Annotated in this window: 18 protein-coding genes; 8 read left to right on the forward strand and 10 right to left on the reverse strand. The window is 69.6% G+C overall.

What is annotated here, in order from left to right:
• Positions 1–240 precede the first annotated feature (240 nt).
• Both QFZ21_RS12800 and QFZ21_RS12805 read right to left on the reverse strand, forming a co-directional pair.
• Complete coding sequence (locus tag QFZ21_RS12800) at positions 241–1,368, reverse strand: hypothetical protein (protein WP_307378391.1); 1,128 nt, start codon at positions 1,366–1,368, stop codon at positions 241–243.
• Entirely contained in the window at positions 1,365–2,333 is a 969-nt protein-coding gene (locus QFZ21_RS12805; RefSeq protein WP_307378393.1) for a hypothetical protein, read from the reverse strand. The genes QFZ21_RS12800 and QFZ21_RS12805 overlap by 4 nt, the downstream gene beginning before the upstream one ends.
• Before the next feature lie 150 nt (positions 2,334–2,483).
• Between QFZ21_RS12805 and QFZ21_RS12810 the strand changes: the two genes are divergently transcribed.
• Together QFZ21_RS12810 and QFZ21_RS12815 are read left to right on the forward strand one after the other, a co-directional pair.
• Positions 2,484–3,497 carry a hypothetical protein gene (locus tag QFZ21_RS12810; RefSeq protein ID WP_307378395.1) on the forward strand — a complete coding sequence of 338 codons (1,014 nt, stop codon included), beginning with the start codon at positions 2,484–2,486 and terminating at the stop codon, positions 3,495–3,497.
• A 63-nt stretch (positions 3,498–3,560) separates the two neighbouring features.
• Positions 3,561–3,920, forward strand: a complete 360-nt coding sequence (locus QFZ21_RS12815) for a hypothetical protein (protein ID WP_307378397.1) — start codon at positions 3,561–3,563, stop codon at positions 3,918–3,920.
• A gap of 9 nt (positions 3,921–3,929) precedes the next feature.
• Here QFZ21_RS12815 and QFZ21_RS12820 read toward each other — a convergent pair whose 3' ends face one another.
• A complete protein-coding gene (locus QFZ21_RS12820) occupies positions 3,930–4,517 on the reverse strand; it encodes an Lrp/AsnC family transcriptional regulator (protein WP_307378399.1) in 588 nt (195 codons plus the stop codon).
• 150 nt (positions 4,518–4,667) lie between these two features.
• On the opposite strand from QFZ21_RS12820, the gene QFZ21_RS12825 reads away from it, so the two are divergent.
• Genes QFZ21_RS12825 through QFZ21_RS12850 form a run of 6 tightly spaced genes read left to right on the forward strand, consistent with a single transcriptional unit; the run spans position 4,668 to position 10,391 of the window.
• Positions 4,668–6,254, forward strand: a complete 1,587-nt coding sequence (locus QFZ21_RS12825; RefSeq protein ID WP_307378401.1) for an ABC transporter substrate-binding protein — start codon at positions 4,668–4,670, stop codon at positions 6,252–6,254.
• 11 nt (positions 6,255–6,265) lie between these two features.
• Positions 6,266–7,327 (forward strand): ABC transporter permease, encoded by a 1,062-nt coding sequence (locus QFZ21_RS12830; protein WP_307378402.1) that lies wholly within the window; start codon positions 6,266–6,268, stop codon positions 7,325–7,327.
• Positions 7,324–8,232: an ABC transporter permease gene (locus tag QFZ21_RS12835; protein ID WP_307378403.1), complete on the forward strand. Its 909-nt coding sequence runs from the start codon at positions 7,324–7,326 to the stop codon at positions 8,230–8,232. The genes QFZ21_RS12830 and QFZ21_RS12835 overlap by 4 nt, the downstream gene beginning before the upstream one ends.
• Positions 8,229–9,050 carry an ABC transporter ATP-binding protein gene (locus QFZ21_RS12840; RefSeq protein WP_307378404.1) on the forward strand — a complete coding sequence of 274 codons (822 nt, stop codon included), beginning with the start codon at positions 8,229–8,231 and terminating at the stop codon, positions 9,048–9,050. The genes QFZ21_RS12835 and QFZ21_RS12840 overlap by 4 nt, the downstream gene beginning before the upstream one ends.
• A complete protein-coding gene (locus QFZ21_RS12845) occupies positions 9,043–9,882 on the forward strand; it encodes an ABC transporter ATP-binding protein (RefSeq protein WP_307378406.1) in 840 nt (279 codons plus the stop codon). The genes QFZ21_RS12840 and QFZ21_RS12845 overlap by 8 nt, the downstream gene beginning before the upstream one ends.
• Positions 9,883–9,938: 56 nt before the next feature.
• On the forward strand, positions 9,939–10,391 hold the full coding sequence (locus tag QFZ21_RS12850) for an HIT family protein (RefSeq protein ID WP_307378407.1): 453 nt from the start codon (positions 9,939–9,941) through the stop codon (positions 10,389–10,391).
• A gap of 16 nt (positions 10,392–10,407) precedes the next feature.
• Here the strand turns inward: QFZ21_RS12850 and QFZ21_RS12855 are convergent, their stop codons facing one another.
• The 7 genes from QFZ21_RS12855 to QFZ21_RS12885 all read right to left on the reverse strand — a co-directional run bounded on the left by QFZ21_RS12855 (position 10,408) and on the right by QFZ21_RS12885 (position 16,402).
• Positions 10,408–10,983 (reverse strand): helix-turn-helix transcriptional regulator, encoded by a 576-nt coding sequence (locus QFZ21_RS12855; protein WP_307378410.1) that lies wholly within the window; start codon positions 10,981–10,983, stop codon positions 10,408–10,410.
• A gap of 58 nt (positions 10,984–11,041) precedes the next feature.
• The gene (locus tag QFZ21_RS12860) at positions 11,042–11,329 is read right to left on the reverse strand and encodes a hypothetical protein (RefSeq protein WP_307378413.1); all 288 of its coding nucleotides are present in this window, start codon (positions 11,327–11,329) and stop codon (positions 11,042–11,044) included.
• A gap of 130 nt (positions 11,330–11,459) precedes the next feature.
• Positions 11,460–12,278 (reverse strand): polyphosphate kinase 2, encoded by an 819-nt coding sequence (gene ppk2 / locus QFZ21_RS12865; RefSeq protein WP_307378415.1) that lies wholly within the window; start codon positions 12,276–12,278, stop codon positions 11,460–11,462.
• A gap of 29 nt (positions 12,279–12,307) precedes the next feature.
• Positions 12,308–13,135, reverse strand: coding sequence for a galactosyltransferase-related protein (locus tag QFZ21_RS12870; RefSeq protein WP_307378417.1), 828 nt, complete (start codon positions 13,133–13,135; stop codon positions 12,308–12,310).
• On the reverse strand, positions 13,132–14,151 hold the full coding sequence (locus QFZ21_RS12875; protein WP_307378419.1) for a glycosyltransferase: 1,020 nt from the start codon (positions 14,149–14,151) through the stop codon (positions 13,132–13,134). The genes QFZ21_RS12870 and QFZ21_RS12875 overlap by 4 nt, the downstream gene beginning before the upstream one ends.
• Entirely contained in the window at positions 14,148–15,287 is a 1,140-nt protein-coding gene (locus QFZ21_RS12880) for a glycosyltransferase (protein WP_307378422.1), read from the reverse strand. Before QFZ21_RS12880 ends, QFZ21_RS12875 begins: the two co-directional genes overlap by 4 nt.
• Positions 15,284–16,402: a glycosyltransferase gene (locus tag QFZ21_RS12885; RefSeq protein ID WP_307378424.1), complete on the reverse strand. Its 1,119-nt coding sequence runs from the start codon at positions 16,400–16,402 to the stop codon at positions 15,284–15,286. Before QFZ21_RS12885 ends, QFZ21_RS12880 begins: the two co-directional genes overlap by 4 nt.
• Positions 16,403–16,424 lie beyond the last annotated feature (22 nt).

The following is a 16,424-nucleotide window of genomic DNA, read 5'->3' on the forward strand; positions in this document are numbered from 1 at the left end:
TCGCCGAGCGCCTCTCCGCGCAAGCGCATTCCGGCGCATGTACGCAACCGGTTGCAACGTCCTCCGGTATACCATTCACGTATGCGCCGAGCAGCGTCAGTCCCCAGCTGACCGCAGGCGCGGACGGCACTGCCGTCCTGCGGAGGGAGAGTCGATCTTCTTTCGATCCCGAGGGGGGATGGGGTGGGAAGTTCGGTCCCCAGCCGACACCCACCCCCACACTCTCTCCGCCTCTGACTCTCAGTTCAGCCGGCTCCAGAACCAGAAGATGACGAAGCCGATCACGACCACGATCGGCAGCCAGGTGCCACTCCGCTTGAGGCGTCGCCCCTGCGGCGCGACGCCCGGAGGAGGAGTGAGCAGACCGACGGGCGGAGCGAACGGCAACTGCGCGTTCATCGATCCAGGCAGAGCGGATGCTGCCGCCACGGCATCCGCGTTCTCTGCGAGCAGCCGCTCGTCGCGCCACCGCGCCCACTGATCGAACTTCGTCAGCAGCGCGCCCACCGCACCGAACAGCCACGCCCAGGTGGCGGGGTCGAGCGTCGACACCTTGCGCTGCGTGTACAGGAACAGCCAGTCGTCGACGATCTCGACGTCGAGCTGAGCCGCGTTGTCGATGAACCGGGCCATGATGTCGGGCGTGAACAGGTACAGCGCGTCGCGCTCATAGCCCTCGGGGCAGTACAGGGTGAAGTGCTGGTCGAAGTCACCCTCGAGTGAGAGTCGCTGCTCCTTCTGGAACGCCGCCGGGAGGTTCGATCCGAAACCGTTGTTGCCGGTCGCGTCGAGCACGATGTTCGGCAGCGGCACGTCGAGCTTCACTGCGACGTAGCCCCAGCGATAGGTCGTGGAGTTCTTCCCCGACTGCACCGTGTACTGGTAGTTGCCGAACTCGACGAACCGGGGCCGGGTGCCGCGGACGATGTCGGTGGACTGCCGCGAGCGGCCGAGGCTGAAGATCATGCCGGGGAGCGGAGGGTCGGCGATCTTCGCCTCGTACGTCATGCCGTTGGCCTGGGCGAAGCGGCTCAGCCGGTAGCGCGTGGCCTGGGCATTGCGCACCCCGAACCAGATCATCACGACGATCCCGACCAGCACCAGCGCGACGAGCACCAGCGGGATGGCGGCCGACACGGGGGAGCCGGTGCTCGCAGCGAGGCTGAGGATCACCGTGACGAAGATCGGGAGCATCACGACGCCGGCGAAGCAGACCGCCACGATGCCGATGATGGTGGATGCCGAGGCCCCCACCGTCTGCCGGGAGCGCACCTCCGCGGCGAAGGCGCGGACGGCGGACGCATCGACCGGATCGGTGAGCGGGCGGGCGTCGAAGGTCATCGAGGGCTGAGGCTGGGGCGCGGTCATGTGTTCACCCTGTCCGCATCCCAGGTCAGCATCGCGCCCTCCGGGATCGGCATCGCCTCGAGGCGTTCATCCGCGCACAGCGCCTGGACGAGCTCGTCGGAGCCCGCCACGATCGTCGAGTCGAAGTCGATCTCGGAGACCATCACCCAGGCGCGGTCCTCCGGCCAGAGCAGGTTCGGGCTCTGCGCCTGCGGAGCGAAGCCGTGCTCCTCCGCCGGGAGATCGCGCCACGGCACCTGCAGCACCCAGTCCGGGTCGGCGAACGCTCGGGGCGGTGCCGAGAACACCACGTAGTCGCGGTCGAGGAGTGAGAGTCTCGGCCCCTCGGAGATCTCGCGCGACAGGATCCCCTCCTGCCAGGTCGGCTTGCGGAACACGTTGTTGAACGGGTCGTGCGTGCTGCGATCCAGCATCGCCTGGTGGTTCGGATCGTCGGAGAACGTCACGAAGACCCGGGACGGCGAGTGGCCGACGAAGCCGAGCAGCCCGCCGAAACCCTCCCAGACGGCGGCGAAGCCGGCATCCGGAGTGCTCGTGCCGGCCATGAGATGCGCAGCGATCCGGGAGAGCACGTCCGGGTCGAGAGCGCCCTCCATCGGCGCGGTGAACTCGCGCCCGTCGGGGGCGATGCGGGTGCGCCAGTCGCCGTCGACGGGCGTGCGGACGATGCGCTGCCACTGCGCCAGCGGATGCATGGTCGTGCCGAACGCTGCCGCGGTCTCGGCCCAGGTGGCCGGCACATCGACGACCTGCTCGATGAGGCGCGCGCGCTCGGCCTCCGGCATCCGCTCCCACTCCTCCGACGTCGGCACCGGCCGGTCGGGCAGGGAGCGCGCGCTCGCCGGATGGAACACCCGCGCGTAGGCGGGGAAGCCGTGCGGAACCACCCCGTGCATGGTCGAGTGCTCCGGCTCGAGGCGGTCGCGCAGCCATGCACCGACGCCGGGGTCTGCGATCCACTCCATGCGACCACGGTACCCGCCGGGGCGACCGCCGTAGCTCTCGGCGCGACCGCGGCATCCGGGGCAGCTGAAATCGCGCGTGACGCGACCGCGTACCGGCATTACGGTAAGAGGCGGACCGCAGCCGGTCCACGGTTTCAGAGGAGCACCGGCATGGTGAATGACGCCCAGATCGCCCCCGCGGAGCGGGTCTTCCGCCGGCATCCGCTTCGTTCCGCCGTGGGAGCGATCGTGCTCTCCGCGGTCCTGTCGGCGGCGGCGCTGTTCATCCTCCCGCAGTTCCTCCCGCGCCTGATGCCGACGTCGACGCGCGGCATGATCGTGCTCGTCGTGGCTGTCGCGCTGACGATCGCGGTGTTCGCCGGGTTCTTCTGGTTCCGTGACATCCGCGTCATCGTCCGCCCGGACACCGTCGAGATCGGGCGCGCCGGAAGCCGCGAGACCTTTCCGCGGGCGACGACCGCGTTCCGATCGAAGGTCACCGAGCATCGCACCAACGGCCTGCCCAGCGGGACCACCCGGGCGCTCGTCGTCTACAGCGGCGACCGCGAGATCACCGTCGAACTGCCCGGGTACACCCGCACCATGTTCAGCGAACTCGTCGCGGAGCTCAACCCGATCGCTCAGCCTCCGGCGGCCGATCCGGTCGAGGCGGCCCGGGCGCGTGCGCACCTGCCGTCGTCGTTCCAGGTCGATGCGACGGCGGAACGACGACTGGCCGCCCGGCTCACCGGCGCGGCAGTCGCGTTCGTCGTCGTGACCCTCGGTGCTGCGGCGCTGGCCGCGATCCCCGGATTCCTCGACAGTGAGCTCTCGGCCCTGATCCTGGTCGCACCGATGGCCGCGCTCGGCGCCATCGGCTTCACCATCGGCGCGGTGCAACGGCGACGGGTTGTTCGCTCGATCCCGGCGCACGTGACCGTGAGCGCGCACAGCATCCGCATCGACGATGCGGATCACCCGTACGCCCAGCTCACCCGCATCTGGATGACGCCGCCGGCCTATCCCGTCAAGCGCATCCGCTTCGAGCGCGCCGGAGGCAAGAGGACCACGCATCTGCTGGAGTCGCCGCGCGTCGCGATCACCCCGGAGTACGGCGACCTGCTGCTCGCGGTGCGCGCTCAGACCTCGCACCTGCCCGGCCTGCTCTCGCTCGACCTCGAGTGAGGGAGGGGGCTCCGCCGGTCCGGTGAATCGGGCGCGTCCGAGGGCATCCCCCATAATCGAGGGGTGACTGCCACTGCGACGCTTCCTTCCCTCGACGGCCGCCGATTCCGGATGGTGTCGTCGACGACCTCCGCGGTCGACCCCGGATCCCCCAGCGTGTTCGAGTACTTCGAGCGCGACGGCGCGATCTGGGGCGGGTACGAGGGCGACACCGTGACCTTCGGAAAGTTCGTGGGTACCCGCACCGGCGACACGATCTGGGTGTCGTTCGTGCACGTGCTGGTTGCAGACGGGTCGGTCGTGACAGGCGACGGCGAGAGCGAACTCGAGCTCACGGATGACGGCCGCATCCGCCTCGTCGAGCACTACGAGATGCACGGCCTGCCCCAGCTCAGCGTGTGCGAGGAGATCGCCGGCGTCTGACGCGACGCGTCAGCGGGGCGGGAGCGTGTCGCGGCCGGGGGAGGCCGGCGTCCAGCGGGTCATTCCGAGCGGCACTTCGAGGCTGCGCTCCGGCAGGTCGCCCGGCAGCAGGTATGGGCGGCGGATGACCTCGTCGAGCACCACGACGCTGACGACGGTGCGTACCTCGGGCAATTGAGCGATGACTCCGGTCGAGAACTCGTGCACTCCGCTGACGTCGACCGCGCGGATCAGCAGCATCGCATCGTGCTCACCGGTGGTGATCGCGCACCATTCGACGTCGGGCATCTCGAGCACGCGCTCGCGGAAAGAGGCCCACGCCTGCGGCAGCACGGTCACGAAGACCAGGGCTCCGATGGAGAGTCCGGCCTTGGCCTGATCGACCCTCGCGCTGAACCCGGTGATGACGCCGTCGTGCACGAGCGACTCGACGCGGGTGTACGCATTCGCCCTCGAAATGCCCACCTTGTCGGCCAGCGCGGCGATCGAGACGCGACCGTTATCACGCAGCACATCGAGGATTCTGTACGCCGTCTCGTCCAGAGGAGCAGCACTTCGTCCAGTATGCCGCGACTGTTCCGCATCCTTGCTGGACATATTGCTCCTCACATCGCACCTTCTGGACAGAGCGTGTCAGTGGGACGCACACTCGCTGGACACATCGTCGCATATGATGCGAATCTGATCCCCGGTCGTCCACATCGGTGGCGACTCACCCGAATGTACTCCTCGCCCTTGGAGGCCCTCATGTCGTCACGCCGCATCACGCCGGTCCTCGCGTTCGGAGCCGTCGCGCTCCTGGCGCTCGCAGGCTGCTCGGGAGGGAACTCGGCCGGCAACGGCGGGCAGTCCTCCGGCACCGACTCGCTCGTCATCGACACCGCGTTCTCGATCGAGACGGCCGACCCGGGTCACACCTACGACCCGACCGGCAACATGATCGCGAAGGCGCTCTACGAGACGCTCGTCGACTTCGAGGGCTCCGACGTCTCGACCCCGGTCCCCGGCCTCGCCTCGTGGGAGCAGAACGACGCCGCGACCGAGTTCACGTTCACGCTCGAGGGCGACCGCGTCTTCTCCGACGGCACGCCGATCGAGGCGAAGGACGTCGTCTTCACCCTCCAGCGCATCCAGGGCATGACCGAGGCCAAGCCGAACTTCCTCCTCGGCGGCCTCACCATCGCCGAGGTCGACGACAAGACGATCTCGTTCACGTCCGAGACCCCGCTGCTGCAGCTGCCCGCGATCCTCGCGAACCCGGCACTCGGCATCGTGAACTCCGACGTCGTGATCGAGAACGGCGGCACGACCGACGGCACCGACTCGGCGCAGAAGTTCCTCGACGGCGAGTCCGCGGGCTCCGGTCCGTTCGTGCTCGACACCCTCGACCTCAGCTCGCAGGTCGTGCTGACGAAGAACGACGAGTACAACGGCGACGAGGAGTCCGACTACAAGCGCGTCGTCGTGCGCAACGTCTCGGAGAGCGCCACCCAGCTCGCCAACCTCAAGGGCGGCGACTCGATGGTCGCGATGGACCTGAACGGCGACCAGGTCGCCGGTCTCGGCGATGACCTCACGGTCGAGTCCGTCCCGTCGGGGCAGACGATCTTCCTGCTGCTGAACCAGGCGGATGCCGTCGCCGGTGAGCTCGCGAACGTGAAGATCGCCGAGGCGATCCGCTATTCGCTCGACTACGACGCGCTGCTCGAACTCGCGGGTGCCGGCGCCGTACAGGCGACCGGTGTCATCCCGCCCGGATTCGAGGGCGCACTCGACGGCGGCGTGGAGCAGGACCTCGACAAGGCCAAGGCCGCGCTCGAGGAGGCCGGCTACACGGGCCAGACGCTGAAGCTGCAGTTCCCGAACGACTACCCGGTCGGCGGCGTGGAGTTCACCCCGCTCGCCGAGCGCATCCAGGCGCAGCTCGAGGATGCCGGCATCACGGTCGAGCTGGCCCCCGCGCCGTTCGCGACCGAGCTCGACGCCTACGTCAACGGCACCGAGGGCTTCGGCCTGTGGTTCTGGGGTCCCGACTACGCCGACTCGGCGAACTTCCTGCCGTTCGCGCCCGGCCTGAAGGTCGGCCTCCGCGCCGGCTGGGCTGCCGAGGCCAACCCGGAGATCGCCGGGATCGCCGCAGGCGCAGCCAGCGCGACGGATGAGGCCACGCGCACCGACGCCTTCACCGCGTTCGCCGAGGCCATGCAGGCCGAAGGCCCCTTCGTGCCGCTCATCGTTCCCGGGCGCAACATCGCCACGGCGGGTGACGTCGAAGGCGCCGTGTACAACTCCGTCTGGGAGATGGACATCGCCGAGATCGCCCCGGCCGGCTGAACGGAACTCTCATGACGACGGTGGCGGTGCAGAGACAGGCGCAACGGCGCAGGTCTCCTCTGATCGGGTACCTGCTGCGGCGGGCCGGCACCTCCCTGCTCCTGTTGGTGGGCGTGACGATCGTCACGTTCGCGCTCACCAACCTGGTGCCGGGAGACCCGGTCTCGGCCGCGCTCGGTGAGGGCGCATCGCAGAATCCCGCGACCCGCGAAGCCTTCATCAAGGCCAACGGACTCGACCAGCCGCTGTTCGTCCAGTACTTCATCTACATGGGGAACCTGCTCCGCGGGGACCTCGGCACGTCGCTGGTGACCGGTCGTCCGGTCGCCAGCGATCTCGCCACCGCGGTGCCCGCGACCATCGAGATCGCGATCGGCGCGATCATCCTGAGCCTCGCGGTCAGCATCGTGCTCGGCACCCTCGCGGCCTACCGCCGCGGTCTCGTCACCGACCAGGTGATCCGGGTCGTGACGCTGGTCGGACTCAGCGTGCCGACCTTCTGGCTGGCGCTCGTCAGCTTCTACGTCTTCTTCCTCGAGCTGCGCATCGCGCCCGGCTCGGGACGCATCTCGCCGTCGATCACGCCGCCGCCGCGGATCACGGGCCTCTACACGGTCGACTACCTGCTGAACGGCGACGGCGTCGGCTTCTTCGACGCTCTCGCGCACCTCGCCCTGCCGGTGCTGGTGCTCTCGCTCGTGACGATCGGCCTGCTGACCCGGTTCATCCGCACCTCGGTGCTCGAGGTGCTCGGGAGCGACTACGTGCGCGCGGCTCGGTCGAAGGGGCTCCCGGCCATGCGCGTCATCCTCGACTACGTGCTCCGCGGCGCCTCCCTGCCGATCCTCACGATCGTCGGCGTCGCGTTCGGGTCGCTGCTCTCCGGCACGGTGCTCGTCGAATCGGTCTTCGCGTGGCCGGGCCTGGGCACCTACGCCTACAACTCGGCCGCGAACCTCGACCTCCCCGGCATCATGGGCGTCGGACTCGTGGTGGGAGTCATCTACCTCCTCATCAACTTCGTCGTCGATCTGCTCTACGGCGTCCTCGACCCGAGAGTGAGGATCGCATGAGCCGCATCGCCGCCGCCACCCCGGCCGGCCGCTTCCGCTTCCGCTGGCCGCGCGCCTGGCGCACGCCCCTCGGCATCATCGGCACCGTCATCGCCGGCGCCTGGATCATCGTCGCCTTTACCGCGCAGTGGTGGGTGCCGTTCGGCCCGAACGCCCAGGTGCTGCCCCGCCTGCAGCCGCCGGGCATCGACACCCTCCTCGGCACCGACGGCAACGGCCGCGATATCTTCTCGCGGCTGATGACCGGCGCGACCGTGAGCCTCCCGCTCGCGCTGATGCTCGTGATCGCCGCGATGATCATCGGCACCGTGATCGGCGCGCTCGCCGGGTACTTCGGCGGATGGCTCGATGAGGCGCTCATGCGCATCACCGACCTCTTCATGGCGTTCCCGACCGTGATCCTCGCCATGGTGGTCGCGGCCTCCCTCGGCCCGTCCCTCTTCAACGCGGTGATCGCAGCGATCGTGGTGTCGTGGCCGCAGTACTCCCGCGTGACCCGCAGCATCGTGCTCGGCCTGCGCGGCCAGAACTACGTGATCGCCGGGCGCCTGCTCGGCCACTCGCCGCTGCGCACGCTCTTCGTCGACATCCTCCCGAACATCGCGGGCCCCGTGCTGGTGCTGGCGACGCTCGACATCGGCGCCGCGATCCTCCTGCTCTCCGGCCTCTCCTTCCTCGGTCTCGGCGCCCAGCCGCCGACCGCGGAGTGGGGCTCGATGATCTCCGGCGCGATGCAGAACTTCGACGCGTGGTGGCTCGGGGTCTTCCCCGGCCTCGCGATCCTCACAGTGGTGCTGGCGTTCAACTTCCTCGGCGACGCGATGCGCGACGTGCTCGACCCGACCGCCGAGGTCGTGCATGAGAAGAAGGACGAGCACCAGGCCTCGGCGGGGGTGCTGGCATGAGCGCCCGCACCGTCGCGACGCGAGACGCGACGCTCAGCATCCGCGATCTGACGATCGACATCGGGCGTCCGCTCGTCCGCGGCGTCTCGCTCGAGCTCCTGCCCGGTCGCATCCACGGCCTCGCCGGGGAGTCGGGGTCGGGCAAGACGCTCACCTCGCTCGCCGTGCTCGGTCTGCTTCCGCGACAGGCCCGCACCGGCGGATCGATCACGCTCGCGGGGGAGGAACTGATCGGTCTCGGCCGCCGGGCTCTCAACCGCGTGCGCGGCAAGCGGATCGCCATGGTGTTCCAGGACCCGTCGGCGTCGCTGCATCCGCAGCTGCCGGTCGGCCGCCAGCTCACCGATCACATGCGCGTGCACCTCGGGCTCAAGGGCGCGGCCGCTCGGGCCCGAGCCGTCGAACTGCTCGAGACCGTGCAGGTGCCGAACCCGGCGGAGGCGTTGAAGCGCTACCCGCACCAGTTCTCCGGAGGACAGCGCCAGCGCATCGCGATCGCCTGCGCCCTGGCGTGCGACCCCGAGGTGCTGCTGGCCGACGAGCCGACCACCGCGCTCGACGTGACCGTGCAGGCCGGCATCCTGCAGCTGCTCCGCGACCTCGCGATCGATCGCAACCTGGCCGTGCTGCTCGTCACGCATGACCTCGGCGTCATGAGCGCGATCGCCGACGAGGTCGCCGTGATGAAGGACGGTCGCATCGTCGAGCTCGCCGACCGCGAGACGCTGTTCCGCGACCCGCAGCACGAGTACACGCGCACGCTGCTCGCCGCACTCCCCGGTTCGAAGATCGCAGACGAAGGGGATGCTGATGAGTGAGGTCGCCGTCCTCGACGCGCAGGACGTGGTCGTGCGCTACCCCGGCAATCCGCCCGTGATCGCTGTGGACGGGGTGTCGCTCCGCGTGGCGCCGGGGGAGACCGTCGCGCTCGTCGGCGAGTCCGGCAGCGGCAAGTCGAGTCTCGCCCGCGCCGTCGTCGGCATCGAGAAGACCGCGGCCGGCACGGTGCTGTTCCGTGACGCGCCCGTGTCGCCGCTCGGCATCCGTCGCCGTGCGACTGCGCTGACCGGCATCCAGATGGTGTTCCAGGATCCGTCGACCTCGCTGAACCCGCGTCGCCGGGTCGGGGAGCAGATCGCCGACGGCATCGCGACCGCCCGCGCGCGCGGCGCCGAGGGATCGACCGTCGAGGAGTGGCTCGAGCGCGTCGGCCTGCCCACGCAGGTCGCATCGCGGTTCCCGCACCAGTTCTCCGGCGGGCAGAAGCAGCGCATCGCCATCGCCCGCGCCCTCGCTGCGCGGCCCTCGCTGCTGGTGGCCGACGAGCCGATCTCGGCGCTCGATGCCTCGACCCAGACCAGCGTCGCGGCGCTCATGCGCGACCTCGTCGCCGAGTCGGGGGCCGGGATGCTGTTCATCTCGCACGACCTCGCCGTGGTCCGGCGCATCGCCGACCGTACCTTCGTGATGTTCGCCGGCCGGGTGCTGGAGTCGGGTCCGACCGATCAGGTGTGGGCTGCGCCGCAGCATCCGTACACCCGCGCGCTGCTCGCCGCGATCCCGGAGCCCGACGGCGCAGGCCGCATCCCGGTCGCACCCTCGGTCGAGGACCGCGCGATCTGGGCTGAGGTTCCGGCCGTCCTGAACTGACGCGGCGCCCCGTCGGCCTTGAGGACGCCCCGGGGCAGGTGGGGCATCATGAGGCCATGAGTCACAGCGCTGCCCAGGATGCACTCGACGACACCTGCGTGTTCTGCGAGATCGTCGCCGGGCGGATGCCGTGCGCCAAGGTCGCGGAAGACGAGACGACGCTGGCCTTCATGGACATCGATCCCGGATCGGACGGGCATCTGCTCGTCATCCCGAAGCAGCACAGCGCCGACCTTCTCAGCGTCCCGGCCGAGGATCTGGTGGCCACCACCCTGGCCGCCCAGCGGATTGCGAAGGCCATGTACAGCGGACTCGGGTCGGAGGGCGTGAACCTGCTCAACTGCTGCGGTTCCGTCGGCTGGCAGACAGTCTTCCACTTCCACCTGCACGTCATTCCCCGCTATCGGGACAAGAGCAAGGACCGACTGGAGTTGCCCTTCGAGCCGGGCGGGGCGGCTGACGCCGACGCCATCGAGGAGTATGCGCGACTCCTCGCGGCGGCGCTGTAGTCGAGGGAGTCAGCCATCAGATGCTGGCCAGGGTGTCGCGCCAGACGAGGACGCCTCGATCAAGAAATTCCGCAGGGACGTCCGCGGCCGACGGAATCGGATCGGCGGGATCCACTTCCAGGGTCTGAGGTGACGAGAGGCTGCGGTTCGGCGCGAGCACCCAAGCGGGTGCAGGCAGTCCTTCTTCGCCGAGTCGGAGGTCGACGAGCGCCGCGAGTGCAGCATCCCAGGCTGAATCCCCCGTCGACTCCGGCTCGGCGAGGCAGAGGATCCCCCGGACGAGACCGTGTTCGGAGAGAAGGTTGTCACTGAGCTGGATGAGCTCGCGGAGCGCGCTCTGCTTGTCGCCGAGCCGAAGATGGGTTCGAATCGCCGAAGCGATCGTCGCGGCATCGTCTCTTCGCGTGGGTGCCGAGTACAGACGATGACCGCTGCCGCCCAGCAGCCGCGCGATCGTTCCGAACTCGACCTCCGCGCCCGCTTCGTATCGCGATATGCGACCCTGATCGACGTCGACTCGCTCAGCGAGCTGGCGCTGGGTCAGGCCTCGGCTTTTGCGGGCGGCTCGCACGAGGACAGCGCTGGAATTCATGTGACACCTCCCGAATATGACGTCTGAGTCATATTACCCGACCTGCACCGATGCAGTTCTACGGGACGTCATCTCCGTTTTCGACGGTGAAGTCGACCGCGGATATGGCGCAGGATGCCGTGTCATCCGTGCAGTCGTCGTAGGGGCTTCCGGCGACTACGGCGGAGGCGTTGCCTCCCGGGAATGATTCGGGAACGGGGAGCTCTGCAGAGAACGATCCGTCTTCGCCCACGGAGACGGAGGCCGGGTCCGACCGTTCCCCCGAATCCGCGATGAGGACGATCGAGTAGGCCGCGTCGTTGCCATACGCGAGGTCGCATTTCGCGGGCCCGCTGGCGATCGTCACACTCCCTCCGGGAGCCACCGATGCGGGCGATGCGTCCAGCTGAGCCGGCAAACAGCGGTTCGACGCTGGCGCGCAGGCGACCAGACCAGTCGCGACGATCACCGCGACAAGTCCTGCCGCCGAGAGCCTGCTACAGCGTCGCCGCATGGTCGGGAACGAATCGGAGATCGTCGATCGGTGGCCGAGGCTTTTCGGCGGCCGCGGGACGTTCGGGGAAGTGGACCTTCTCCGGCTCGAGCCGGCGGTACGGGATCTGACTGAGGAGGTGGCTGATCGTGTTGATCCGCGCTGAGCGCTTGTCGTCGCTGTCGATCGACCACCAGGGCGTGCGCTCGCGGTCGGTGACCTCGAACATCGCGTCCTTCGCCTGCGAGTAGTCCTCCCAGCGCGTGATGGACTGCAGGTCCATGTCGGAGAGCTTCCAGCGCCGCATCGGGTCGTTCAGGCGCGAGCGGAACCGCTTCTCCTGCTCGGTGTCAGACACGGAGTACCAGTACTTGACCAGGATGATGCCGTCATCGACGAGCATCTGCTCGACGACGGGGACCTGCTCGAGGAAACGGTCGTACTCCTCGTCGGTGCAGTAGCCCATCACTCTCTCGACCCCGGCGCGGTTGTACCAGGAGCGATCCATCAGCACGATCTCGCCCTGGGTGGGGAGGTGCTCGATGTACCGCTGGAAGTACCACTGCCCCCTCTCCCGTTCGGAGGGTTGGGGCAGCGCGACCACCCGGGCGTGCCGCGGGTTGAGGTACTGCATCACCCGTTTGATGGCGCCACCCTTGCCCGCGGCATCCCGACCCTCGAACAGGACGAGCACGCGCGCGTCGGCTGCGATGACCCACTGCTGCATGGTGACCAGCTCGATCTGGAGGCGCCGCAGCTCCTCCTCATACCGCTGCTTGTCGAGGCGCGATGCCTTCTGCTTCTTCCGGCTCTTGTGGGCCATGGTGTTCCCGTCGGCTGCTGTGAGAGAGATCAGGCTGATGGTACGCGTCGATACCCGTCGCCGTATGCCTCGACGGCTCCGGCATCCACGAAGGCATCGATCCAGCCGCCCATCGGCCACTCGCCCCAGCGCTCGGCGAAGAGCGCGCCGTTGCGCAGGATGTCGTCCAGATGACGCCACGGTGGTGATCCCGCGGGATGCCACTGGTGATAGGCATGCGCGCCGCCCACCCACTGCAGCCGGATGCCGAGCGAACGGGCCCTTCGGCCGAGATCGGTGTCCTCGGCCCCGTACCCTTCGTACCGCTCGTCGAAACCGCCGAGGCGCGCCCAGGTCGCGGGCGTGACCGCGAACGACAGCGACCAGAACAGGTCGAACTCGCGGTCGGTGGCCTCGACGACCGTTCCGTCTTGGGGCAGCGGACGCACCGGGTGCGGCCGGGTGAGCGCATCGAGATCGTCGAGCGTCGCGGGGCGCTGGACGCTCTCGAGGTAGGTCACCGGCCCGCAGAGCAGGTCGTCCGGGTGGTCCCGCGCGGCGTCGAGGTACCTCGCGAGCAGCGCCGACCCGGACAGGCAGTCCACGTCGAGGAACACCAGCAGGTCGACATCGTGCTCGACCGCGACCCTGGCGGCGGCGTTCCGGGCCGCGCCGACCCGCATGCCGTGCGGCCCCGGTGGCACGTGCACCGTCTGCACACCCGGAGGGGCGGGAGGCATCTCCTCGTCCAGCCACGCCTCGATGCGCACGATCTCGAGGCCGGCGGTCTGCGCCTCGCGGAGGAAGCGACGCTGCCGGTGCAGGTGCGCCAGACGATCGATGGATGCCGGAGTGATGACGGCGACGCGAACGCTCATGCCACCACCTCCTCGATGACGGCCGCCGCGCGGGCAGCCGCGCCGGCGACGCGCCATCCGTCCCACCGGGGCATCGTCGCGGCGGCACGACGGACCAGATCGAGGAGTTCCTCGGGTGAGACCTCGGCCGGGGCGGTCAGCGCATACCCCTGCGCGGCCAACACCCGCGCGGTGGCTTCCTGTTCGCCGAACGGGCGCTCTTGCGGGAGGACCACCGCGCGGGCGTCGGCGGCGGCGAGGTCGGCGATGCCGTTCTGACCGGCCGCACTCACCACGACCGTGGCGCGACACAGCAGCGGCCAGACATCGTCGACGCGATCGTCGACACCTGCCCCGGCGGTCTCGACCACCCAGCCGTCGGCCTCCAGCAGCGCGGTCACCCGTGCGAGGCGTGCGGCATCGAGCGTGCGGCTCAGGAACAGGACCCGCCGTTCCTCCGAATCGCGAGACGGATCGACGGGCCGCGGACGGCCGTCGTAGCGAGAGATCGCCCCGACGTGGCGCACGCGATCGATCCGTTCGACCAGTGCCGACGATTCGATGGTGCCCGTCGCCCAGGGCGCCAGGATGCGGTCGGCGAGGTCGTAGCCGAGCCGGTGCGGGGCATCGGTGCGCTCTCCCGGCTGCGCGAGGGTGACCGTCGGCACGCCCATCAGGCGCGTGAGGATCGTGACCTCGACGCTCACGTCGACCACGAAGGCCGAGAGGGGCTTCCGCGTGATCCACTCCGCGATCACGGCCAGACGCTCCTGGTGTCCGGGGTGCCCGATGGGCGCCCAGTGCAGCGCGCCGCCGGCCGTCACGTCGCCGAGTTCGTGGGCCTCGCGGGTGATCCCGTCCGTCCCGACCACCGGCTCCGCATCCGAGGGCAACTGCACCCAGGTCGTGCCGGCGACGAGTGCCGCGGGCTCCGGCAGGGTCGAGAACACCGTCACCTCGTCGTCGAGATGCGGGCGGATCGCCTGCATCCGAGTGACGTGTCCCCACCCGTGGTCGTGCACGTACCAGCCGATCATGCGCGCACCGCCTCGACGACATCGGACGTCGCGAAGACGCTCTGGGCGGAGACGGAGAGGACGCGTTCGACCTCGCGATGCTGACGTTCGAGCGAGTACCGCGACGTCGCGGCCGCACGCACCTGCGGCCGGGTGAGACCCGTACGCGAATGGCGGGCGAGAGCCGTCGCGGCATGGGCGAGCGCGTCGACGTCGCCGGCGGGCACGATCGCGGTGCCCGGCATTCCGGCGAGGACCTCGCTCGTGCCGCCGGAGTCGAAGGCGGCGACCGGCGTACCGGTCATCAGGGCCTCGGCCATCACGAGTCCGAAGGGTTCCGACCAGACCGGGGTCACCAGCGCGACCGATGCCGCACCGACGAGGTCGCAGAGTTCGGTGTGATGCAGCGCCCCGACGTACTCGATGCCGCCACCGAGCAGCGGCTCGACCTCGCGGGCGAAGTAGGCGGCGTCTCCGATGCGGCCGGCCAGCTTGAGGCGCGCGCCGGCGCGACGGGCGGCGAGGATGGCGAGGTGGGGCGCCTTCTCGGGGATGATCCGACCGAACCACACCCAGCCCTCGCCGCCCGCGCCCAGGCGCCATTGCTCCGAGTCGACGCCGTTGGGGAAGACGAACGCGTCCACACCCTCGGCGGACCAGGCGCGCGCGGTGTACTGGCTGACGGCGAGGAAGCGGTGCGGCGACGATCCTTCGAGCGCGTTCGACGCGATCACGATGTCGGACAGCGGCGGAGTGTGCAGCGTCGTGACCACCGGCACCCCGATGTCGCGGCTCCACAGGATCGGATCGCCGTGCAGGCTGTGGTTGTCCACGACGTCGACTCGTGTCTCGGGCGCATCCAGCCAGTCGCGCACGCGATCGAAGGCGTCGGTCAGGACCCGGCGATGTCCCTCGGGGAAGTCGGTGTCGGAGGAGTCGCGCGCACGCTGCCAGCGCGGACGGGGAAGGTGCAGGGTGGTGTCCGCATCGAGGAAATCCGAACCCTCGGCCGCACAGAGCTGCACGTCATGGCCCTGCCGGCGCAGCCAGCGCACCCGGTTCCAGACCACGGTCTCCAGGCCCCCGGCATGAGGCTGACGCAGGGCATGCCGCTCCGGAGCGACGACCAGGATGCGCAGCCGCTCGACCGCGCTCACGCGCGGACCCCGGCGCACGCAGTGGCGTACAGCTCGGCGTGCGCCGCGCGCACCTCGGTCCGTTCGGCCAGCCGTTCCCGGCGACGTCGTTCGACCAGTGCAGGACGCTGCGTGGTGCGTCGGGCATCCGCGACCTGTCGCACGGCAGCGGCGAGTGTGCGCGCGTCGGCGGTGTCGATGACGGCGAAGTCCGACGGATGCTGCGCCTTGATGTGTCCGACATCGGTCCCGGCCACCGGCACACCCAGGTCGTAGCAGAGCTCGACCCAGCCCGAATGCGTCCCGTGGTGGTAGGGCAGGACGAAGAGGTCGAGACCGCCGAGCCACTCCTCGATCTCCGCGTCACTCAGGTGCGGGACGCGCCGCACCCGCACGGCAGGATGCGCGTCGGCGGCTGCGACCACTCGCGCGGCGGTCTCATCGCTGCGGACCCGCTCGTTCATGAGCACGTCCACCTCGGCCGCGAGTCCCTCGTCGGCGAGCAGGGCGACCGCGCCGGCGGCGGCGTGGACGGCGCCCTCGGCGTCGATGTTGGGGCGCAGATCGCGCAGGTGGATGCCGATGCGGATGCTCCCGTCGCCCGAGCCGGGTGACGCGACGGCGTGCTCGAGCAACGTCGGGTGCGGGAGCACACGGCTGCGGCGGCCCCAGCTGCGCTCGATCTCGGCCGCGGTGCCGGCTGTGAGCGTGAGGAGGTGATCCGCGGCGGGCACGATCACATCGAGCAGGGCCCGGTAGGGCGCCTGGTCCACCAGCTGCGGGTTGTCGAGGTCGTGCACGGTGTACACCACCGGTCGGCCGGCCCGTCGTGCGGCGTCCAGAGCCTCGCGCAGCTCGTCGGGCGAGAACGACTCGAGACCGAAGTGCACGTGCAGAACGTCGTAGTCCGCCGCGTGTGCGCCGAGCCACTCTGCCGTGAGAGCCACGGGGGGCCACCATTGCGCCGCGGGTGCTCCGGGGACGGGCGGGTCGGGCAGCACCCGCACCCGCTGCGAGTCGGTGATGGCGCGCACATAGGGGTGGGCGGCCGGGATGGAGGCGACCCGGATGGGGTCGAGTGTCGTGAGGATGCGGTTCTCCTGAACGTGACGGAATGCGATGAAAGCGCGTGCCACGATGCTGGAGCCGCTGCGATGC

Source organism: Microbacterium sp. W4I20, assembly GCF_030816505.1.
Taxonomy (GTDB): Bacteria; Actinomycetota; Actinomycetes; order Actinomycetales; family Microbacteriaceae; genus Microbacterium.